This window comes from Cuniculiplasma divulgatum, from assembly GCF_900083515.1.
Classification (GTDB): Archaea; Thermoplasmatota; Thermoplasmata; order Thermoplasmatales; family Thermoplasmataceae; genus Cuniculiplasma; species Cuniculiplasma divulgatum.
Window position 1 is genome coordinate 865,281 of the sequence record NZ_LT671858.1, and the last position, 21,897, is coordinate 887,177.

27 protein-coding genes are annotated in these 21,897 nt (G+C 36.8%); 7 read left to right on the forward strand and 20 right to left on the reverse strand.

All coding sequences use genetic code 11. The features are described from left to right. Window positions 1–8 precede the first annotated feature (8 nt). Window positions 9–1,298: a site-specific integrase gene (locus tag CSP5_RS04260; protein WP_148689706.1), complete on the forward strand. Its 1,290-nt coding sequence runs from the start codon at window positions 9–11 to the stop codon at window positions 1,296–1,298. A 973-nt stretch (window positions 1,299–2,271) separates the two neighbouring features. Here CSP5_RS04260 and CSP5_RS04265 read toward each other — a convergent pair. From CSP5_RS04265 to CSP5_RS09725, 12 genes are all read right to left on the reverse strand, one after another. Further along, window positions 2,272–2,577 (reverse strand): hypothetical protein, encoded by a 306-nt coding sequence (locus CSP5_RS04265; RefSeq protein WP_145983970.1) that lies wholly within the window; start codon window positions 2,575–2,577, stop codon window positions 2,272–2,274. Continuing rightward, window positions 2,522–2,704, reverse strand: a complete 183-nt coding sequence (locus CSP5_RS09720; RefSeq protein ID WP_077076364.1) for a hypothetical protein — start codon at window positions 2,702–2,704, stop codon at window positions 2,522–2,524. Before CSP5_RS09720 ends, CSP5_RS04265 begins: the two co-directional genes overlap by 56 nt. Beyond that, on the reverse strand, window positions 2,701–3,012 hold the full coding sequence (locus CSP5_RS04270) for a hypothetical protein (RefSeq protein WP_148689707.1): 312 nt from the start codon (window positions 3,010–3,012) through the stop codon (window positions 2,701–2,703). Before CSP5_RS04270 ends, CSP5_RS09720 begins: the two co-directional genes overlap by 4 nt. A 1-nt stretch (window position 3,013) precedes the next feature. Further along, window positions 3,014–3,520 carry a hypothetical protein gene (locus CSP5_RS04275; RefSeq protein ID WP_148689708.1) on the reverse strand — a complete coding sequence of 169 codons (507 nt, stop codon included), beginning with the start codon at window positions 3,518–3,520 and terminating at the stop codon, window positions 3,014–3,016. Then, on the reverse strand, window positions 3,517–3,741 hold the full coding sequence (locus CSP5_RS04280) for a hypothetical protein (RefSeq protein ID WP_148689709.1): 225 nt from the start codon (window positions 3,739–3,741) through the stop codon (window positions 3,517–3,519). The genes CSP5_RS04275 and CSP5_RS04280 overlap by 4 nt, the downstream gene beginning before the upstream one ends. A 1-nt stretch (window position 3,742) precedes the next feature. Beyond that, window positions 3,743–3,865, reverse strand: coding sequence for a hypothetical protein (locus CSP5_RS09965; RefSeq protein WP_277868670.1), 123 nt, complete (start codon window positions 3,863–3,865; stop codon window positions 3,743–3,745). Beyond that, a complete protein-coding gene (locus tag CSP5_RS04285) occupies window positions 3,849–4,160 on the reverse strand; it encodes a hypothetical protein (protein WP_148689710.1) in 312 nt (103 codons plus the stop codon). Before CSP5_RS04285 ends, CSP5_RS09965 begins: the two co-directional genes overlap by 17 nt. 13 nt (window positions 4,161–4,173) lie before the next feature. Continuing rightward, the gene (locus CSP5_RS04290; RefSeq protein WP_148689711.1) at window positions 4,174–4,428 is read right to left on the reverse strand and encodes a hypothetical protein; all 255 of its coding nucleotides are present in this window, start codon (window positions 4,426–4,428) and stop codon (window positions 4,174–4,176) included. After that, window positions 4,421–4,702 (reverse strand): hypothetical protein, encoded by a 282-nt coding sequence (locus CSP5_RS04295; protein WP_148689712.1) that lies wholly within the window; start codon window positions 4,700–4,702, stop codon window positions 4,421–4,423. Before CSP5_RS04295 ends, CSP5_RS04290 begins: the two co-directional genes overlap by 8 nt. Next, complete coding sequence (locus tag CSP5_RS04300; protein WP_148689713.1) at window positions 4,699–6,711, reverse strand: hypothetical protein; 2,013 nt, start codon at window positions 6,709–6,711, stop codon at window positions 4,699–4,701. The genes CSP5_RS04295 and CSP5_RS04300 overlap by 4 nt, the downstream gene beginning before the upstream one ends. Continuing rightward, a complete protein-coding gene (locus CSP5_RS04305; RefSeq protein ID WP_148689714.1) occupies window positions 6,698–7,714 on the reverse strand; it encodes a bifunctional DNA primase/polymerase in 1,017 nt (338 codons plus the stop codon). Before CSP5_RS04305 ends, CSP5_RS04300 begins: the two co-directional genes overlap by 14 nt. Before the next feature lie 191 nt (window positions 7,715–7,905). Then, window positions 7,906–8,064, reverse strand: coding sequence for a plasmid mobilization protein (locus tag CSP5_RS09725; protein WP_172399402.1), 159 nt, complete (start codon window positions 8,062–8,064; stop codon window positions 7,906–7,908). A gap of 73 nt (window positions 8,065–8,137) precedes the next feature. Between CSP5_RS09725 and CSP5_RS04310 the strand changes: the two genes are divergently transcribed. Further along, window positions 8,138–9,055, forward strand: coding sequence for a hypothetical protein (locus tag CSP5_RS04310; protein ID WP_148689715.1), 918 nt, complete (start codon window positions 8,138–8,140; stop codon window positions 9,053–9,055). 208 nt (window positions 9,056–9,263) lie between these two features. On the opposite strand, the gene CSP5_RS04315 is transcribed toward CSP5_RS04310, so the two are convergent. The 7 genes from CSP5_RS04315 to CSP5_RS04340 form a co-directional block, all read right to left on the reverse strand. Further along, entirely contained in the window at window positions 9,264–9,446 is a 183-nt protein-coding gene (locus CSP5_RS04315) for a hypothetical protein (protein WP_148689716.1), read from the reverse strand. A 54-nt stretch (window positions 9,447–9,500) separates the two neighbouring features. After that, window positions 9,501–10,733, reverse strand: a complete 1,233-nt coding sequence (locus CSP5_RS04320; protein WP_148689717.1) for an MFS transporter — start codon at window positions 10,731–10,733, stop codon at window positions 9,501–9,503. A 1-nt stretch (window position 10,734) separates the two neighbouring features. Further along, window positions 10,735–11,805 carry a radical SAM/SPASM domain-containing protein gene (locus tag CSP5_RS04325; protein WP_148689718.1) on the reverse strand — a complete coding sequence of 357 codons (1,071 nt, stop codon included), beginning with the start codon at window positions 11,803–11,805 and terminating at the stop codon, window positions 10,735–10,737. Beyond that, window positions 11,784–12,812, reverse strand: coding sequence for a radical SAM/SPASM domain-containing protein (locus tag CSP5_RS04330; protein WP_148689719.1), 1,029 nt, complete (start codon window positions 12,810–12,812; stop codon window positions 11,784–11,786). The genes CSP5_RS04325 and CSP5_RS04330 overlap by 22 nt, the downstream gene beginning before the upstream one ends. A gap of 43 nt (window positions 12,813–12,855) precedes the next feature. Continuing rightward, complete coding sequence (locus tag CSP5_RS09970) at window positions 12,856–12,978, reverse strand: hypothetical protein (RefSeq protein WP_277868671.1); 123 nt, start codon at window positions 12,976–12,978, stop codon at window positions 12,856–12,858. Between the two features lie 861 nt (window positions 12,979–13,839). Next, window positions 13,840–14,172 (reverse strand): hypothetical protein, encoded by a 333-nt coding sequence (locus CSP5_RS04335; protein ID WP_021788714.1) that lies wholly within the window; start codon window positions 14,170–14,172, stop codon window positions 13,840–13,842. A gap of 207 nt (window positions 14,173–14,379) precedes the next feature. Further along, the gene (locus tag CSP5_RS04340) at window positions 14,380–15,627 is read right to left on the reverse strand and encodes an MFS transporter (protein WP_021788715.1); all 1,248 of its coding nucleotides are present in this window, start codon (window positions 15,625–15,627) and stop codon (window positions 14,380–14,382) included. A gap of 305 nt (window positions 15,628–15,932) precedes the next feature. Between CSP5_RS04340 and CSP5_RS04345 the strand changes: the two genes are divergently transcribed. From CSP5_RS04345 to meaB, 5 genes are all read left to right on the forward strand, one after another. After that, a complete protein-coding gene (locus CSP5_RS04345) occupies window positions 15,933–16,982 on the forward strand; it encodes a glycosyltransferase (protein ID WP_021788716.1) in 1,050 nt (349 codons plus the stop codon). Between the two features lie 273 nt (window positions 16,983–17,255). Further along, on the forward strand, window positions 17,256–17,687 hold the full coding sequence (locus CSP5_RS04350; RefSeq protein WP_021788717.1) for a hemerythrin domain-containing protein: 432 nt from the start codon (window positions 17,256–17,258) through the stop codon (window positions 17,685–17,687). Between the two features lie 99 nt (window positions 17,688–17,786). Further along, complete coding sequence (locus CSP5_RS04355; protein WP_021788718.1) at window positions 17,787–19,505, forward strand: acyl-CoA mutase large subunit family protein; 1,719 nt, start codon at window positions 17,787–17,789, stop codon at window positions 19,503–19,505. Then, window positions 19,474–19,920, forward strand: a complete 447-nt coding sequence (locus tag CSP5_RS04360; protein WP_077076200.1) for a cobalamin B12-binding domain-containing protein — start codon at window positions 19,474–19,476, stop codon at window positions 19,918–19,920. Before CSP5_RS04355 ends, CSP5_RS04360 begins: the two co-directional genes overlap by 32 nt. Beyond that, window positions 19,892–20,869, forward strand: a complete 978-nt coding sequence (gene meaB, locus CSP5_RS04365; RefSeq protein WP_148689720.1) for a methylmalonyl Co-A mutase-associated GTPase MeaB — start codon at window positions 19,892–19,894, stop codon at window positions 20,867–20,869. Before CSP5_RS04360 ends, meaB begins: the two co-directional genes overlap by 29 nt. 10 nt (window positions 20,870–20,879) lie before the next feature. Here the strand turns inward: meaB and CSP5_RS04370 are convergent, their stop codons facing one another. Continuing rightward, window positions 20,880–21,806, reverse strand: coding sequence for a glycosyltransferase family 2 protein (locus CSP5_RS04370; protein WP_148689721.1), 927 nt, complete (start codon window positions 21,804–21,806; stop codon window positions 20,880–20,882). Between the last annotated feature and the right edge of the window lie 91 nt (window positions 21,807–21,897).

Sequence of the window (21,897 nt, forward strand, 5' to 3'; positions counted from 1 at the left end):
ATGCAAGCATGAACCCATTAACAAGACATAGAAAACTGCTGGAAAATAAGAAGGTTGAAAGATGGTATTCGAATCTGAAAGCAAGATCTCAAATCACTTCTGACACTTATATTCGAAATTTTGGGCTGTGGTTGGAGTATCTAAATCTCGATCCTGATTCTATTATTTCTATGGCGAGGGATAACTTTGACGAATTTAAAGGGGCAGTTTCGGATGTTATAAGGGATTTAGAGAAAAAAGGTACTATGGGATCTTCTATATCTACAAGTCTTAAAGCTGTTTTATCCTACCTTAAGTTCAATAACGCATCTGTTAAATTAGGAATAAATATTACTAATGAAAACCGCAATCTGAAGGCAGAAAAGGAAGTTATTCCTACGAAAGATGAAATTGCTAAGGTCCTGAGGATAGCAACCTTAAGGGAGAGAGTTTCGATTTCTCTTATGGCATTTACAGGGTTAAGACCCGAAGTCCTAGGGAATATAGACGGTACCAATGGCCTAACGATAGGAGACATTCCAGATCTAAAGATCAAAGATGGAAAAATAGTCTACGAACACATGCCAGTTCAAATAAGCGTTAGGCCAGAGCTGTCTAAAATTAGAACCGCATATTTTACGTTTCTTGGTCCGGAGGGATCTGAATACCTTAAAGAATACCTTGATGCACGAATGACTTCAGGCGAAAGACTTACGACAAAATCCCCTGTAATATTACCTATAGAAAAGCAGTCATCAGAGAAAAAGAATCGGTTTTTACTTACTACATTGCTTCTAAGAAGGATTAAGAAAACAATCGCTAAGGCGGGTTTTGAATGGAGACCATATATTTTTAGAATATACTTTGGGACTAACCTTGATAGCGCTGAGGCAAAAGGACTTATTTCACATCCATGGCGTCAGTTCATTATGGGGCATAAGGGAGACATTGAGGAAACATATACAAAGAGGGAGGGAAAGGTCGACGAGGGAAGAGAGCAGTATTCAAAATGCCTTAGCTTCATAGAGACTGTTGAACATAGCAAATCGCAAGGAGATATTAAGAAAAGTGTTATGGTTGAAATTCTTTCTCTGGTCCTTGGATATACTCAAGACAAGATAGACCAACTAGACTTAGATAAAATGAGCAATGAGGACTTTCAAAACCTAATTAAAAAAGGACTTCTCGGAAATATGACTGGTAATGGAACAAGGCAAAAGATCGTTAGTGAAAAAGAAATAGAGCAATACATGAATCAGGGATATGAGGTTTTTACAACTCTTCCATCTGGTAAAATAGTTATGAAACTCTCTTTATGATTCATTCTTTATTTTAGTCCTTATCTTATCGCCCTTTCACACTAAGACAATATAATTACATTAAGAAGTTTTAGCAGTTCTTCAAACAAAGTAGATGAAGGCAATATTTTTAAAAAAATAAGTAGATGGATTCATTTTAATTATAATACCTAAGGCATCATGAATTTATATTAAGATCATGGCCAAGAAGATCTCATGGATCCTTACCATGAGATCCTTATAATTCACTCAGATCCTTTTTAAATGCATGTAACATGTCAGTGATATAGGCTTTCGATGAAAGTATCGGGAAATACAGGTTTCCTTTCGGTGTGCCTTTCGGTGTTCTTTCGATGGTTCATGTTATGCATTATATTTTTACTCTTTACCTGGAAGAATCAGGGCTTCTTCCAGAGAAAAAACAAAAATTTAGAGCGCCTTTATATCTATATATGCCCAGGGGGAGGGGGGGGTCATTCCATGGTAATGGCTAATTCAGATTGGTATCAATTCTATCAGCCCTAAGAGTCATGGTTAATTAATAATAGGGTTCGCCGCCACCACCACATGTGATTTTACTGAATTTATTCTTTAATTTACGAGATTTATAACAATGTCATGCCAATGTAACATGACATATAACATGAGATTACGCATTACAGATATGCTGAATATTCCGGTAATTCTGCGAATACAGATTAACATTACAAAATTACTGTACTCAATCATTTCTGAATATACCCTCATTCTATGAGAAGGACCATATAGCAATAACAAAGCCTATGGTTCAGCCTTGGGAAATGATCGGGTTTCATCTTATGTAATACGCCCGTTGAATTAATTAAGGGAGGGGACCCCCATACTAGGGATATTTGAGATATTGCTTCCCTATGCCCAATTTCAGGCAACATAATGACATTTTTAGATGACACTTTTAAAAATTATATCCTTATTTGGGAAGTTTCCAGGAATATAATAGCACGGCTGACCCGGCTTAGTCCTCATCCGTAACGGCATGCTCTATGGCCAGTTTGTACCTGTAAACTCTGCATCCCCTTTCCCTGGTTACAAGTCCCATTCTAGTCATGTTGATCAGGGCCCTGGACACACTATAACTGGGTACATCCATGCCCCTGCCTTCCAGGTAGTAACGGATCTGTTCGGTTGTCTTGCTCCTCTTGGTTAGTGATTCAAGGATCAGCTCCTCCATGTCACTTAACCTGATCTCTATCTTCATGGTCCATCTATTTCCTTCTGGATGGTTTGCCTCTCCTGGATATGGAACTAACAGCAGCTGCAACCATGAGAATAAAACCCAATGCACCAAGCAACAATGGAATAAAAGGATATTCAGGCAACATGCCCTTTACGTCCAGGAAGAATGAAACCAGAATGATTAATAGGCCTGTTACAAAGAGCTTAATCATTCTGCAGCTCCCTCCCTTTCCTCATCATCCCATGGATCTGAGGGTATTTCTCCTGGATCGTCAGGCAGATATGGTTCATCGATTCCTGGCTCCTTATCCCATGGTCTTCCTGGAAGATCCCTTTCAGGTCCAGGAAACATGTGATCTGTTTTGTTGATTATAGTCCTTGTATTGAATATGCGATTTACCACTCTGTTTTTAACCATCTTCAAATTAGGTAATATAATTACACTGGAAAGGTTAAGCATACCTTCAAAGGTAGTAGTTGAAGGTATCATTTTGAAAGAATCAAAGTAGATGGCTTCCATTTTAGATCATCTCCCTGTATCGTTTCAGTGCATCGGATCTCTTCATGCCTTCCTCTTTCATCCTTCTTCTCTGTTGCATGGTAATCTCGGGATGTCCTTTTAGCCATGATTCTTCCCTTTCCCTGTAGAGCGATTCTATAACATTTTGTCCCTTTCGTTCAACACTTCCTGGTATGTCAGGATCAATTCCCTGGATTCCCTTCTTTACGACAATATCCCGGTTAAGCATCTCATATGTAAAGTAACCCTCAGATCCTTTTTTTGAGATCTTCCTCTGAGTTACAACAACATTGTGATCCTTAAACTTGGAGCTGCTGCATACATCCTCATTCGAATACCATGATCTGTGTTTGGCATTGGGATCCATGGGGCATATGGGAGCTGCACATCTTTCATAAAGGGGACATGCCTTAAAGGGTGTTTCTTCCTTATTCTGCAGCCTCTCGATAAATGATCTAACCTTTTCCTGGTCATCCTGGCTAAGCATGTATTCTGAAAGGGTTATCATTGAACCGCCTCCTTTGTTTCCCTCATTTCTGCATACATTCTCTGTACCATTTCCTGAACCTCTGGAAGTGTCCAGGAAAATTTCGCATGTGTGCAGCTGATGGAAGAATCAAGAACACAATACATTCTTATGATTCCATCCTGATCCGGCGCTGCCTCTACGGGATAGGGTGTTTTCCCTTCCCTGACTATTATACATTTTGTTTTGATTTCAGATTGCATTTTAGTTCACCTCATCTCTGAATATTTTGTTTCCAGCCCATACAATGACCCTTATAATGTAATAAGTAAGTCCGTTGTCCAGGATCCTTCTTATTGTTTCTATTCCGTTATTGCTCATTTTCAACTGAAACCACCTCCATCTTTGATCCGCATTCATCACAGTACTTCGCTCCTGGAAGGTTGTAATTTGAACACTCCTTGCAGATCCTCTTTAAAGCACTGCTCCGTTCAATCCTTATCTGTTCATTTCTCATTGCATAAACTATGTGAAAACAACTGTAAGAATTGCAAATCTCACAATGTAAGAGTCTTAGTTCCGGATCTAAAATTAAAGATCCCGTTCTTCCTGTATCGTTTTCATGCAGCGTGCAGATCACTATTTCCTTTCTTTCTTCCACTTTCAGTTTTCCATTTTCCATTTTCATTACCTCCTTAGATCTCCCTGAATACCAGGTAAAGTGATTCCTCATCCTCTATGCTTATCATGGTTAGGGATAATCCTCTTGTTTCAAACTCGGAAAGAAGTATTCTGAATATGCCTCCTGGCAATCCAGCATCATCAACTCCCTGTTTGTATTCCACATCTATTTCCTCATCCGTTCCTTGCTTGACCTCCAGTCCCCATCCATAAAGATGGAATATGCTGTCAGCCACTTTTTTCAAACTTTCTATACTCTGTTCATTCATTCTCTATCACTTCCTCTTTGGAGCATAAGGCCGCCCCTATGCCATCCTGTAAAAATTTTAGGATCTTAAAATCTGAGTCAAGCTCAGCTATAGATATCACTTTATCAAGTGGTATTCTATGGGTTCTTCCTGACTTCAACCCGTCAATTATAATTCTACTGAATGCGATTCTCTGAAACTCTCCTGTAAGTTTGTATGGTGCGTTCTTTGGTCCTATGTAATTTACACTTACAGTTGATCCCTGAAGATCCTTCCATGACATCTGAAGGATCACTGTTGATCGCCTCCTTTCAGTGGCCTGCTAAAAAAGACATTTGCCTCGCTTCCTTTATTGCCCCTTGTAAACCCTAGATCTTTCATCAGTCGATCGACGGTTTCACTGTTCTGGCGGTAGTATGCTCTCGGGATCGCTATGTTGAATTTATCCCCGTAGATGGAAACGCCGGTATCAGATGCGTTAAGATGAACTCCATGCTCTAGTAATAAATTGACCGATTCTTCTCCCTGTTCTTTAGTTAGAGGTAATCCATGGAGTGGTTCTTGATTCAGGTTCCTTTCGTCATTATTAGAGTTTTCATTCTGGACGTCGGGTTTTAAAGGGTCTCCTTGCAGGTCTGGACTAAGAGGACGAAGAGGACTATCATTTTGGAAGGGGGGTAACTGATCATTCTCCTTTTTTGATTGCTGAGGCTTTGATTTATTGGCTTTAATATCGTTTTTGCTGTTACTTTGAGTGTGGGGGCTTCCTTTCTCATCGTCCTCATCGTCCTCATCGTCCAAGATTGACTGCTGAGCCTGTTCTATACTGGATAATTTGGCAAGAACAAATTCAGTGTCATATCTCGATCTCAATTCACTGATCTTTTTTTCATCAGGGATCTTTACCACAGTGTAACGTTTTGTGTAGTCCTGATCGTTACCATCGTTTCCTTTCCTAGTCCTTGTTATTCTCGGTCTGTCTGTTTTTAGGCCTAATGCAGATAATATCTTCCCTGCCTGTTTCGCGTAATCCCTTCCAATTTCATCATAAATTGCGCTAAGATATATTCCGGTATAGCTTCTTCCTCCTATACTGTACTGAGCAGTGGCCTCAGGAGAGTCCATTAGCGTCAGGACTTCATTGGCGATAATCCCGTTAGGAGTTTCAGCTGCAACCTGTGCATTCCTTAGTATCTGAGATTTAAGCACGTCCCCTATTTCCGATTTTAGTTCAGGTATGATCTCAAGAAGATCCTCAAAAAATGAAATAACCTCAAAAAGCCTTGGTTCTGTATGAGACTCATACAATTTCAAAAAATTGCTTCCCTTGATTTCGTTTATTTTATCGTGCCATTTTACCTTGAAATTAAGGAGCATGCCCCTGATTCTTCTGGCATCTCCGGTAAATTGATCCAGCGTTTTTCCTTTGATTTTCCTAGGTACATCTTCTCTGGCAAGTTCAAAGTCCATGTTTATTTGAAAGCTCTTTGATTCGATGGCATCATCCCTGAACGGTGTCCTCCCGGCAAGAACCAACGGCCCAAAGATTCTATAACCTATTATAGCTGAGAATCCCTGCTGGATTTCATTATTTGCGTTGAGTACTAAGGCGTTCGCGTTATATTTTCCGTTGAGTATGGCAGCTAAGTCATTGTCCATCTGCCCTTTTTCATCCACGAAGAGAGGCGCACCGTACAGGTCAGAAATTCGCTTAAGAGCAGCTGATTTTATGTCAATAGAATAAAAGCCAAAAGGCGTTATCTCGCATGTTGTCGTTAGCAGTCTGGATTTTCCTTTACCGTAAGGCGCCAATATGTGAATAAAAGGAAAAGATGTATCCTTTAACGCATCAAATATCGCAGCCTTCATTACATATAGAGAAAGAATTATCTCATCCTCCGGTTTCAATTCCATGAAAGTGTGAATAAATGCTTTTATTTCGCAATATAGTGCATATTCGCTCTCATATTCAACTGGAGCGGGAGGGAATTTAACAGATTCGAACCTATCTTCCTTTAGTATCCGATCACGTTTTGTTTGAGCTATCTGCGGAGCAGGCAATATAGTGATTTCTGAATTTTCAGAATCAGGATCCGGAATTTTTACTTCCGGCACAACTTCCGTTTGTCCGTTCTTATATTTCAAAAACAACAACGATCCCTTTTCGTCGGTGAACTCACAATAGTGCCAGCCACCGTGAGAAAATCGTGTTTTGTATAGTTTTTGTTTCTCTTTGTTATCCTGGTCATTTTTCACTGCATCTCTTAGGTCTTTTCCATCTTTTTTAGTCCTATCGTTTGCCATCGCTTATTTCCCCCATAAGTTTCTCCAAGGTCCGGAATCCTTTAACTGGTCCATTCTTTTTAAATGCGTACTTGGCCCCTGAAATGTGGTCTCCACCCTTTCCTGTGATTCTTGCGAGTTCAGAAATTACAAATACGGCATCTGCCTCAGTGCCTCCAGAATGTGCGAGAAAGCCGGCAATTGCGAGTGTTAATTCGTTTCGTTTACCGTCTCCGTTTTTCCAGTAATATAGTAAAATTTTCACGATCTTATCGCGATCTATCTTGGCCGTACCAGTTGGCAATAGTGGTGATCTAGCACTTTTTGTTTTTCCACTGAATTTCATGACCCATTTTAGAAAGGGCTCTGGAATAGGTCTTATCTTGGTCATATTCAAAAATTCGTATCTGCCATACTGGCCCTGTGAATTCGGCAAAATTACGTAGCCACCATATCCTTTCAGGTCGAGACCTGGCAACGCAGCAACGTGATTGAATGATGGAATTCCTTCCGGCATTTGAAAATAAAAGTGAGTACCGCCAGATTGGGTCCTAACCGAGAGAGTACGCAGATGGTCCCCTGTTATGTTTAGTCCAAGAATAAGTTTCTGAAATGATTCCAGCCCTATGCGCTTGAGTAATCCGTTACTTACTAGCGGGCGCTTCTGCGCATCTTTTTTCACGTCACAGTCTATAACAATTAATTCAGGCGGAATCGCAAAACCAATTGCTGCGTCAGGATACCTGAACCAGGTCTTGGCGATAATTTTTGTGTCGCTTGTTGCATCCTTGACACCATGGATAAACCCAAGGGAAGGATCCACTATCGGGGCCTTAGTTCTATCGCACGGAAAGATTCGCCACCTTTTTCTGGTGTAGTTAACCGCCTTTGCAGCCTGTGTTTGATGCTTGTCAATATCAGTCGTCGAAAATGTAATAAACGATTTCTCACTACTTACATTTGAGGGTTCGTCACCTTGTATTAAGGGCGGGTTGCAGCCCCTCCCTTCTTCATTTAAGATCATTTTTTTAATTCCTCCTTGTCGTTTGATTCTGCAACACTTAGCCAAGTCACAACTTTGGCAACAAAATCTTCCGCACTTACCTGATCTGGTTCGTTGCGAATTATCTCGCAGATAGTGCGTCCGTGGTGTAATGATGATATACGTTCTTTTAACGGTCTGATGTTAATCATATATCGTTCTCCACAAGCTGTTTAGGCAACTTTTTGACTTTCATCGTTAAAATTCCTGATTTTTCCAACTGCTGAAAGAACAAGATACCTAGATGTGCTAATTCCAATTTTCCTAGCTTTCTCAGAGATAATCGCGTACTCTTCATCTGACATGTACAACATAACTTTTCTTGATAACATATATATGACAATATTAGAGTTGTATATTAATATTGCTGTATCTAAACGTTATTATATGCATATAAAATGTACAATGGTGAAAAAAGTAACACTATACTTGGGCGATGATCTCTTTTCAAGTATACAGAAGCTTAGAGCTTTTTATTTATTCGGGGGAAGCCATGTATCCGACTTACCGGACGTTTCAGATGTTATAGAAGCTTGTATCTATTATGAAAGATTCTATTTAGAAAAAGACCCGGAAGAAGCAACTATCCTTAAAAGATATGAATCGGAAGAAAATCCGCTCGAATCTTTAATTAAGCAAGGATCTAAGATCAAATCAAAAGGGGCTGGACGCCTGTTGTTTGCTATTAGAGAAAATACTCAGCTCGATTTAGATTTTATAAGAGATCTGTGGAAATATAAGGGGACAGATCCTCTTTTGATCAGGGATTTACTAGATAGAGTCTTTAATGAATATAATAAAAAAGACATACCCGATTGGGCTAATTTATTTTTAAGAACTTACATTGGCCACTTATACAAACTTAAATTGCGTGAAGCTTTAATCCTTAGTTTATGTAGTAGCGGTAAGTTACCTATCGAGACACTTACTACGTCTCTCACTGTGGATGCACTCGACATAATCAGGGAAATCGCTCTTGATGAAGGTAAAATAGAGAGACTTGAAGCAATTATGGGAGATGGGCAAGTAAAAATGAAAACCTCGGGGATTTTTAGCATAAAATGGCAAGATTTTAACGAATATAGAATTCTACTGTATAACAAGGAATACACTTTCAACTTTATAGATTCTTACTGGGGTTTCGCATTTGTAATGAAAGATCTTATAAAAACTGGTACAACTACCCCCACACCGCCTTCCTTTGTGTTTTTCTTGATAGGGATGATGCTGGATCCAACTGAACACAAATATGTTAAGCAGCTTTTCTTTAGAGAATTGAAAGGTGCCTTAAAAACAAGTATCCAATTCAACAAGCATCTTTAGTAAGTAGAATCACTGATCTATCGGTAACAAAAATATCTTTTTTTTATTTATCTATTAATATATTCTAAAACTACCCCCTGATAGGATAGGTTGTTTTATATACCATGAATTTAGAGTATATAAGACCAATAATAAATAGACCATCTTTGGTAGTGGATACCTACCTATCCTTTTAATTAAATAAACGGATACCTTGGTATTGACAATCTCATGATCCTTTGCATACTCCAAATAATCCCTCATCATCTAAACCAGTTATCTCAGTCTCATCAAGGTTTTTTGATTCCTTGCTGATGTATCTTATTCTGTCAGCACTAATGTGTTTCCCGACAACTAAGTTATCGATGTAATCGAATTTGTGATCATCATGCCTTACACATCGAACAAGCACATCTCGAAGTTCTGGATAAGGTATCGTGATGGTAAAACCCGGGGGTTCAGGTTATTAAGCATCACTTTGAAGTTCTATGTCTGAGCGGAGCGAAATAGATTTGAGCAAAATAAATTCAATGACGGAAATTATCATCGCTGAAAAACCAAAAATAAAGATTGTTAACCACTCATTGTAGTGAGCCAATAGAAATCCAACCAAAGGAAATGCAATAACCATCGGTATTGTTAGAACCAGGTCTTTTATGTTTATCACTTTAGCTCTTTTATCTCTAGGGACAAGTTTCTGGTACCATACTCTCAAAGGTATATTCAATAATTCAGAAAAAATGCCGTTGATAAGTAAAATTATGGCCATTACAACAATTATTATGCCTTCGGCGAGAAGAGAAAGACCCATTATTGACATGACTAGCCCCTCTCCAACCGAACCGACAAGTAAATAAGTTAGCAATTTCCCATTTCTCTTTCCAATTATTATGGACCCGCCAAGAAGCATTCCAACAAGTTCACAAATGTAAAATATGCTAAGAGAAACCGATCCTATAGATGTGTTTTCTACGGCTATAGTTGGTATAATGATTGCCATGCCAGATGTCAAGAAATTGAATGCAAATCCAAAAATAATCGTGTAAAAAATCATTTTTTGACTTTTTAAGAATGCGAATGTTTCTTTCGTCTCTTTCCAAAAGCGTATCTTTTCTATTTTTTCGAAACTGCTGTATTTCCTCAAGCCGATATATATGATTATCGCAGAAAGTAGAAATGAAGTTGCGTCCATAAGCAGTAATATACCCCAAGAAATAGAAGAAAATCCCAGTCCGGCTATTACATATCCTCCGATCATTGATGCATTTATACCCATAGACAGAAGTGCATTGCGTTTGTCAAGATCCTTGTGTACTATGTCTGGGAGTAGTGAAAAATTTGCAGGGTTGTAGAAAGTTTCGCCTATACTTGTTCCTATTACTGCAACCACAATAAAAAGCATAAAATAAGTATAAGCAAAAAAATATGACAGGGAAACGGAAAACATTAGGAGGAACATAATAAAATCTGAAAAGAAGAGTCCCTTCACTCTATTTGTTCTATCTATAAAATATCCACTAACTCCTGTGGATACAATCCAAACCAGAAATTCTGCAGAATAAATCAATCCAAACAGGAAAGTAGACCCTGTCACATACAGGATCACAAGTGGTATGACTAATGTTCTTATGCCATCGCCAATGGTTGAAACGGAAGATGACAGAAACAACGAGTAGAAACCGTGGCTTTCATTATCCATTTTAGATACCAGTTTCTTTCATTATTCTTTTGGTAAGATGGCAAATAAGCGGATCTGGACTGGCCGGTTTTCCTGACAAGATTGAGGTGTACGGACATCCCAAGCTACAGATATTCAGATATGAACATTCCATGCATGAGCCTTTCGTATACCTGGTAACAAGATCCATCCAATCTGAAAAAACAGGGGATAGATACAGTGTTTTAAGAGAATCAACATCTCCTATTGGTTCAGCATAAGGCGGCTCAGAAAGTGCAATGCATGGGGATATATTTCCGTTTGGATGTATTACAATTTGCCCGTCGAATCCTCCACAGTATAATGATGTTCTTCCTTCGAAAATTGGCTTTATAAAATTGTCATAGAATTCGCCTGTCACTAACCTATGTTTTTCAATGAGCTTCTTATTTACATCCATTATTGTATCGGTCAGTTGTTTTAAATTCATGTTTTTTAAGTAGTATGGATAATTTAAATTTACTGTTTTAACACGAAAATGATTCAACAAATATTCAATAGTGTGGAATAAATTATGTATATTATGTTCATCCAGAGTAACAGCGATTTGATAGTTAACGCTTTTAATTTCTAGAAGCCTAATCTTCGGCTCTATAAAATCATAAGAACCGTGTCCATTAGAGAACACCCTCATGGTGTCATTTGTTTCTTTGTCTCCATCTAAGGACACCATTACAGAAATGTTTTCTGCCTTTATGAAATCTACGATTTTATCTGTTAACAGGGTTCCGTTTGTGGCCAACGCAAAATCAGCATCCAATCCAATTTCTTTGGTGTATGCAACAATTTTTTTAATTTTATCAAAATGTAAAATTGGTTCACCACCGTAGAATCTTATACTCAAGTGATGCTTTTCTTTTACGATGAGGTCAAGTAATTTGTAAATCCCATGTATATCCAATTCGGTACTATCTTTCGGCATAAAACAGTATTTACAACGTAGATTACAGTCGTGCCCGAGAATTACATACAGATAATCTCCAAAGTGATTAAATTCATTAAACTTGAATATACTATTTCCGGTTAAGTTATTTATATCCTTGTCGAACTGCATAAAGGATCACGTGCCCCCACATCACCGGTTCTGGCTAAGGCTACAGCTGGACATCCAACGCAAATATCTGAATAGGTACATCCCTCACATTTATTTCTGTTTTGAACTATTTTTCTCCATTCAATTGCAGTTTTTGAACCCCAAATGCACTCTAAGTCTGTGTTCAATAAATTATCTGTCGGTTCTTGAATAAAATTACAGGGTAGTATATTTCCAGCCGGGTCAATGAATATTCTATTCGAAAATATACCACAATTATGTCTATTTTCCCACGTTTTTCTCTGTTCTCGAATTAATGGTACTAATACATTAGGGTCAACGAGAAAAGAAAATGGGTAATTTAAAGAGAGGTTAAAATTCTTCTCGTGAGACCTATAGATATTATAAAACATTTGAGTGAAAGTTTCTAATTGAGATGAAGTTATAAACAAATTTCTATCCAGTAACTTCCCGGCACCTATTGGTTCCAGAGTGGATATAGTCAAACCTTTAGCACCAATATCTTTACACAAATCAATCATTTTAGTCAAATGCTTATAATTATCGGATGTTAAATTCCAATTTATATCAAAATTAATATTTTCATTTTTCAAACTCCTTAAATTATAGATAGTTTTAGCAAAGGTGCCTTTTCCTCTCGTTCGGTCGTGAAATTCTTCATTATAACCATCCAGGCTCACTGATATATTACTTATCTTATCTGCGTATTTTTCTACGACTTTTATTATTCTGTCCGAGAAAAGCGTTCCATTGCTGTTAATACTTATGTCAAAGTCAAGATCACCCAATTTTTTAAGAATATCTTGCCAGTCCTTTGCTAAAAAAAACTCTCCACCAGTTAGCCCAATTTCCTTTATATTATAGGAAGAGAGTCTTTCAGCAACTTTGAACTTCTGATGCGTACTCAACTCTTCAACAGAATTTATATGATTACCCCTGTTGGCACAATAAATACATTTAAGATTGCATTTATTTGTAAAAGTCCAAGTTGCAACAGTAGGGAGCATTAAACATCTCTAACAAAAAAAGAAGAGAAATTTAAAGATGTAATTAAGCAATTTTTTGGCTTTTGCACTTCATACATGCTGTGACAAAACCTATCTCATTGAATTTCCCATATACTTCATGCAGTGTCTTTTCTCCCCATATCTCGTCATCTTTTTGTTTATTCATTTTTCATTACCGAAATATGATTGTAAACATATATATATAATTTTTCTTATGTGACATATGGCGGAAATATATGGCGTCAGAATCGGGTTAGATTTCCTGTCATTTCGTTCTGTAAGTGCACGTTAAAATTGCCTTAATAACGTGGTTTTTAATCGAACTCTCAAGTATATCGGTTGTTTATAATAGTAGTGTACATATAAACTACTACAATGTCATTCAAAAGAAGAATAAAGAGGGGTGACCGGATCTCTCACCGAACGAACTCCTTGACATTATAGAGAAGATGGAGTATCACGTGAGCAGGGATAACCCTAAGGCTCTCGGAATTAGTTACCGTTTTAAAAAAGGATATTACGCCTACCTTAACTAAGCCAGGAAATCGAGGATGCATAAAGATGCAGTGAATGCGAGAAAAACTTAAGAGCCTGAATACGAAGGAGAGGAAGGTAGATAACTTAAACTTCCAGATTAGTGATCTAAACTATATGTGGACTTTCGAACCCGGAAAAGACAAGCACTCTTTTTTTGGAGACAATTTTTGCTTCCATTTGAGCTATGGAAAATTCACTGAAGCAAATGACTTTAGAATCACAGTCTTTAATTGTGGCTGGGATTCAAAAATTAATCCTTGTGATGAATGTTAGAAGGAATAGGTTAATGGAGCATAAGCATTTAGTATCCACTTAATTAAATAATCTGCTCCCTACCTATCCTTTACCAATTAGTATCAAATACCCTTATGCCTAACACAGGTATCTTATATTTAGATTTCTGGAGTGCTGTTGATTCTATCACTAATAGTAATAAGGTGTGAAATCTCGTTTACTACGCCCTTGAAAATTTAGTTTTTTATTTTGTTTCCTAAAGCGATCGTAGGATATGAAAGCGTATGCAATCCATTATACGATCATGATGATTAGAATGATTTAGGGCTACATAGTCTAGAACTTCCCCTTTTAATGGAAGAACATTTGGATGAGCCATTATCTTTTCCCTTACTGAGTTTAGGTCAGGGATTTTTTGCACCTTATGTCCAGATACAGATTCTTTAATGAGATTATCTGTATCGATAATCCACTGTGTTATAATCCGTTCAATTTTCTCTTTATTCATTGCAAGCTTTTTACTAATGAATGCTACCGATTTGTTATCGCACCTTAGATTTGCAACATCTATTTCATTTTTAGTATTCATAATTGCAAAGTTAATGGTAAATAACAAGTATAAAATGATCCATAGCTTTGGTTTTATCTATACCTTCTATTCTTTGTTTACTAGGAGTATTTTTTACTTTCTAATTTCATTGTTAATGACCGATACTAAAAGATGATAAAATCTGTCACTTTGAAATAGAAAATTGTTAGATATACACGTTATTAAGCAAATTTATGGGATTATCATTTATTTAGTTTTATGAGCTAAATAAAGTATAGCTGCCCCTATCAAATAGAAAATTCCAGAAAGAGTGAATAACGCTGTGAACCCTTTGGAAGAGGTTTGACCAAAAAATAAGAGTACACTTCCGTAAATAAGAGGAGAAAAGGAGGAAGCTCCAGCAATTGAAAGATAGAAATATGACATATACTTCCCTGACTCATTTTCAGGTATTAGATCACTTGCGACGGCAAATGAAACGCTATAAAAAGTACCATAGGTTGCCCCAATTATTGACCCCAGAATGAGGAAGATATAGAAAGATCTAAAATAAGGAATAATGAATGTAGGGATCGATGCTGCAATTGCATCAGCTATTATAATATTCCACCTCCCCAATCTGGTTGAGAAATGACCTAGTACCATTGCAGAAGCAGATGATACAATGATGACCACTATTCCCGCAATTCCAACATAAATCGCAGCATTTGAAAAATTAAGAACCTCTTTGAAAAAGTACAATTCAAAGTATGTAAGCCCTGTTATTCCAGAAAAGACAAAAAAGCTTCCTGCAATTAGTTTCCCAAACTTTATCAAGTTAATTGGGAAGTTTCTTATGCTGGATATATGCGGTAAGGAGATACTGGTATAGTTCATATTGATGGATAAAAAAGTGTTTCTCCTGGCATGTAAAGCAAGTAATGTTCCAGTTCCAGTGATTGCTACACCAGCGGCAATGGCGTAAAAATCATAATTCACAAATGGAGATGATATCAGGTATGATGTAAGCCCAAATCCAAGACCTATTCCCATAAGGGAGAAAAGTCCATTTATTCCAGCTGATGTCCCTCTCTGATCCTTATTCTGAATTTCTGCCAACACTGGCTGTGTTGCCCCTATTGCCATGTTTGAAAATGCCTGGAGCAGGATATAACCCGAAAGAATTCCTGGTAAGGAGCCAGATATAAATGGCTCTAAAATTAGTGTAAGAATTACGACAACTACTCCCGCGATTATGTATGGGTATCTCAAGGATTTTCCATTTCTCAATCTGTCGCTGAGTATTCCGGCCAAAAGATTTCCCATCATTCCAAGAGCATTCCCCACAGATGCAGTAATTCCCAGTATAAACCCCACCTGACTTGGATCAACTACCGCTCCTATTTGAGTAGGAAGTATAAGTGATTCAAGTGAAATCCACAGATAATTAGATCCAAGATATAGCATATTATATCCGAACAAAAATCGATTTCTGACTCTTTGTAACGAGTCCATTTAAAAAATCAATATATTATGCTTCTATTAAACATTTTTAAGTATGATACTCAAATGCAATTTCTTAGTGATGATCCATGCTAAAATCAATAAGGAAAGCTGTGGAAAAAATAGAACGTTTTTAGAATTTGTAGTCAAAGAAAACCATTGCAAAGATAGATAATATATTGTACAATCAAATACTAGCATATTACCACTAAAAGGGTTGTAATATCCTTTTTCTATTAACAATAATGATATGAAAGGTTTTAGGGAAGATTAATCTATAAATGAACATAAGTGATCTAGGTAAGTAAAGTGATACTATGATTAAAATTATTACTGATTCTACCATAAAAACTGGGGTTGGGAGATATGCATTAAACCTCTCCATTGCACTTTCGGCAGAACTTATTTCCCTCAGAAAGGACAACAGCAAAAAATTGAGTGATTATGGGGGAACAATAATGAATGGTATAAGGACTGGAGGAATAACTTCTGGTTATTATCTTAATGAAAGATACTCAAAATTGGCGTTTAGAAATTGTGAGAGATACCTTAAAAAGAGTCAGGTCGATGATATGATACTTCACTATTCCAATCCAGGCATTAGGAAATTTGATCTTAAAGTCCAAGAAGTGGTTACATTTCACGATCTTTTTCCTCTGAAAAATAAAGGACCGGGGAAGATTGAGAAAATTAAGGTTAAAAATTTTTTGTCCTTTATGAATTCAGGCAATATATTAACAATTTCTAACGTTGTCATGAATGATCTTAAAAAGTATGGATTCAAAGGAAACATTCAGGTTATACATCATCCAGTATCTCAAAATTTTAGAAAATTATCAGAATCAAAGGAATCCATAAGAAAAAAACTCAATTTACCTATTAATAAGAAATTAATTCTCAGCGTTTCAACCGCGGCGTTGAACAAAAATCTTAATGTAGTTCAGAAAACCCTAAAACTCCTTGGGAACAACTACAATCTGGTAAGAGTTGGACCGGAATTAAATGACTCGATTAACTTCCAAAATATAGATGAAGAACAGTTAAATATGATCTATAACGCGTGTGATGTCCTACTAATTCCATCATCATCAGAAGGATTCGGTTTTCCAGTTATAGAGGCTTTTGCAACTGGTCTTCCTGTAGTTGCCTCAGACATAGAAATATTTAGAGAAATCACACGAGATAGTGCAATTTTATCCAAAATCGACCCAGAAGAACTCAGTCATTCCGTGGTTAATGCTATTGATCAAAGAGAAGCGTATTCAAATAAAGGCCTGGAAACAGCTAAATATTACAGTTTTGACAATTTTAAAAATAATGTTAGAAGTTATTATTCAAAGAACTTTGGGATAAATTTTAATGAATAGTAAGTTTTTATAAAACACATCCAACCTATATAAATTTTGAAGCAAGTACTTTTATTTAGTTTCCAATGGATTTTTACAATCTTCCAGTCTAATATATTTTGTTTGTAAAAATACCAAGTCTAGTGATGAGGTGTATACTTTTTGTAATCGACATGAATTCATTTATAGAGAAATTTATCGATTATAAACATTAGCAGCGATTTTAAATTGATAACTTATATGTACTATAATCAATTTAGATAATCGATAAATACGTAATAAAGATTCAAAGATATGGATACAGGAAACTACTCCAAAGATGTACATAAACAATCAAGGTTATGGTTAAAAAAGATTATGGGTGATTTAGAAGGAGGTACCTTGGATTTAGATCTCTACAATGATTTTCAAACAGAATTAAAGGATCACATTTTTGAGGAGGAAACTTTTATTTTTAAGATGTTTAAAGAAAATGGGAAATTAAAGAATGAAATCTTAGGATTAGAGACGGAACATGCAGCGATGTGGAGATTGACTAATCTCATAAATTCGGAGATTGAAACGAAAAGATTTCAAAAAATAGAGAAATATTTTGATGAATTATTTCGAATACTTACTCAGCATAATGAACGGGAAGAACAGCTAATATACTCAAACCTCGCCGATTCTATACATGTTGCTGCGAAAAGGCCACAGGATTGGGTTTGCAGAAAGTTAATATCGTAATTTAATTAAATTGAAAGCGCATCTAAGAATGCACAAAAAATAATCAATTCCGTTTTAAATTATGTTAAAGCATATATCCATTAATTAAATTAACTTATTATGACCCAGACAAATGACTTCTATAAAAGAAAATTAAATGAAGCTGTTGAGAGAAACAGCAGGAATCAAAGTTCAAAGGAAAAAAAATGGAGAGATTATACGTTAGAACCCTGGAACAAGAAGACTAAATATAAGGAGAAGAAATATGTTAATTCGTCTAATATAAATATAAAAGACCTTTACACAAAAGAAGACGTTCCACAGAATGAGGAATACTTACTGGGCTTTCCGGGAGAATATCCCTTTACCAGAGGAGTCTACCCTAATATGTATCGTGGAAAATACTGGACCATGAGGATGTTTTCAGGATTTGGAACACCGGAAGATACGAATTCCAGACTAAAATATCTCATTTCACATGGGGAAACGGGACTTAGTATAGCTTTTGATATGCCTACTCTTTATGGATACGATTGCGATAATGTTAGGTCAGAGGGTGAGATTGGAAAATGCGGCGTAAATGTAACTTCACTGAAAGATATGGAAGTTGTATTTGATGGAATAGATCTTTCGAAAGTAACAACATCGATGACCATAAATGCCCCTGCGGCAGTTCTTACTGCTATGTATTTTGCAATAGCTCAAAAAAAAGGAATTAGTCTTGATAAAATAGGTGGAACAGTACAGGCTGATATACTTAAAGAATACATAGCACAAAAGGAATGGATTTATCCACCTGAAGCCCACTTGAGAATTATAAGGGATATGATGATTTACTGCACTGAAAATGCCCCAAAGTGGAATTATATAAGCATTTCTGGTTATCATATAAGGGAAGCGGGGGCAAGTGCCGTCCAGGAACTTGCATTCACACTTGCAGATGGTTTTTATTACGTTGACATGGGTATAAAGGCAGGTCTCGATCCGAATAAATTTGCTCCAAGATTGTCCTTTTTCTTTAATTCTTCAATTAACTTCTTTGAGGAAATAGCAAAAATGAGAGCAGCCAGGAGAATATGGGCAACAGTACTAAAAGAGAAGTTTGGAGTAACAGATCCACGTGCTCAGATGCTTCGTTTTCACACTCAAACTTCAGGATATACATTAACCTGGCAGCAGCCCCTCAATAACATCATAAGGACAACTGTAGAGGCTATGGCAGCAGTGCTTGGGGGTACACAAAGTTTACATACAAATTCTTATGATGAAGCCATGGCACTACCATCTGAGGATGCAGTGAAGATAGCTCTTAGAACCCAACAGATTTTAGCCGAAGAAACTGGAATAACTGATACAATAGATCCTCTAGCTGGATCTTATTATATGGAAGCCTTAACCAATAAGGTAGAAGAGGAAGCCTACAGGTACTTTGATAAGATAGAGTCTATGGGCGGTATCCTTAATGCAGTCAAAAATGGTTATATTCAAAGAGAGATAGCTGCAACCTCTTATAGAAGGCAAAAAAGACTCGAATCTGGAGAAGAAATAATGGTCGGTGTTAATAAATATGTTGAGGAAAATGAAAAGCCAATCAATATTCTAAAGATATCAAGGGAAGCCGAAAAGATCCAACTTGCGAGACTAAAAAAAGTTAAGGAACTAAGAAATGAGGATGAGGTAAGAAAGGCACTGGAAGAATTGAGGAATGCATTCAAGGATGAAAACAAAAATATCATGCCTTATCTTATAGAGGCTGCTAAGGAGTACGCCACAATCGAAGAAATATCAAATGTTGGGAGGGAAATATATGGTGGATGGAAAGAACCAGTCATTGTTTAAGGACAAACCCATAAAAGTTCTGCTTGCAAAACCCGGGATTGATGGACATGACAGAGGAATACTTGTTCTAGCAAGGGCATTCAGAGATGCTGGGATGGAGGTACTGTATGCTGGACTTCTTCCAACGCCAGAGGAGGTAATAGATACAGCTGTGAATGAGGATGTGGATGTGGTTGCCCTAAGTTTATTGAATGGTGCCCATATGACCGTTTTCAAAAAGGTTGCTGAAATAATGAAATCAAGGAATATAGACGACATAGCCCTCGTTGGTGGGGGAACCATTCCAGACGAAGATAAGCCTGAACTCGAAAAGATGGGTATAACTGGTAACTACGGCCCCGGAACGCCCCTATCTGTCATCATAGATCATGTAACAAAAAGAGCCAGTGAAGCAAGGGAGCGAAAGATCAGGTGATTTCACGGATATAGACGATCTGATCAGAAGGATTAGGGAAGGAGATAAGCAGGCGATAGCAAGATCCATTTCACTGGTTGAGGGTGCAAATATGATCCTCAAAAAGGAACTTCTTACTAAGCTTTATCCCTACACAGGACACTCTCAGGTAGTTGGGATCACTGGTCCTCCAGGAATAGGAAAAAGTACTCTTATAGGAAATTTATCCTCGCTAATAAAGAATTCTGGGAAATCTGTTGCGGTTTTGGCCATAGACGCATCCAGTCCGTACACTGGTGGCTCATTGCTTGGAAATAGAATCAGGATGCAGGAACAACTCTGGGAAAATAAAATCTATATGAGGAGTCTTGCAAATAGGGGGACAAAGGGGGGACTTGCCGATTCGGCTCTTGGTTCAGTGAGTATTCTTGATGCATCAGGTTTTGATTATATAATTATAGAAACTGTGGGAGCTGGCCAAGCCGATCTGGACATAATGAATCTAGCTGATACAACTATTCTTATACTGGCTCCTGGACTCGGAGATCAGGTACAGGCTATTAAGGCTGGAATTATGGAAATAGCTGATATATTTGATATAAATAAGATGGATAGAGACGGATCCTATTTTGCAATGAAAGACATCGAGGAGACCCTATCACTCGATGAGAATCGAAGCTTTCCAAGGGAGGTTGTAGGTTCCACAAATACAAACCTAGAAAGTTATAAAGAACTTTTTGCCGCCATTAACCGACATAGAAAATACCTTGAGGGTTCTGATCAACTAGGAAAAAAGAGGCTTGATTTTGGGTTGAAGTGGGTTCTGGAATCAGAACTAAGAGAGAAGCTTATAGAGCCCATTATAGAGAGATTTCATCAAAGGGAGAAAAATAAAAGAGGCAACTATTATCAAGATATAGACCATTTAATATCGAATATTAACATAGAAGACCTGATGGAAAAAATTTAGTATTCTGGTTCTAATTGTTTTTGTTTTTATCAAGGTTAAATTGGTGTTCTCTTTTTCTTAAAATTACTGGTCTGAATCTCCTGGGGAAATATTTCAATGCAATATAGGATTTGAATTGTATCCATCTTCTGCTTAACGGTATATATTTACACGTTATGAATGTAAACACGTGATCAGGTCTGATCTCAGGATTAAATTGAAATCTACCCATCTTTAAATCGCATATCATTGCTGCCATATATCGCCTGGCCTTTCTTTTTTCAAGCAGTGAAAGTACCATTTCTGCGTTTTTAAGATAGTTTTGATAAGCCTTATAAGATTTCATTTTATACTCCTCAAAACTCATATTTTCAAAATTTGAAGTACTTGAATGAAGAAGATAAAAAGTAAGTGGAGTTTTATCATCAATTAACTTTCCACCATAATTTAGAGCAAGTGAAAACACTATTGGATCCTGAAAGAATGATATTTTTTCAATTATGTTCTCATTTAATGCAAGTTTTTTAATTGAAATATTTGACATTCCAAAATCTATGGAATCATGTTTGAAATTTGCCGGGCTACCATCTTCCTTTATGGCTGAAATACCATTATGGTAATATGTGAGCTCTTTATTTTCATAGAATTTCCTATAGACTGTTTCTAATTTCATATTCATAAATTGGTCATCATCGTCCAGAAAACATATAACGTTTCCAGCTGAAGCTTTTAAACCCTCCACAATAAGTGACCCTGCTATACCATCCTTAAAGATCACCTTTATACTTTTTGAACTTAGGTAGTTATCGATAATTTCATCTTTCCAGTTCTTAACAACAATTACCTCATAATCTGAAGCCCTAAGGGTTTGGTTAAGCGCACTATCAACTGCCTTTATAAGGAAATCTTTTCTGTTGTAGGCCCTTATTATAACAGTAATAAATTCGCTCTTATGCACGTCAGATAATGCAATAAATCATAATTATCTTTTCACTTCACTTGAAATTAAAAATTATTAACTGTTTCTGTGTATATTTTCTCTAATAAAG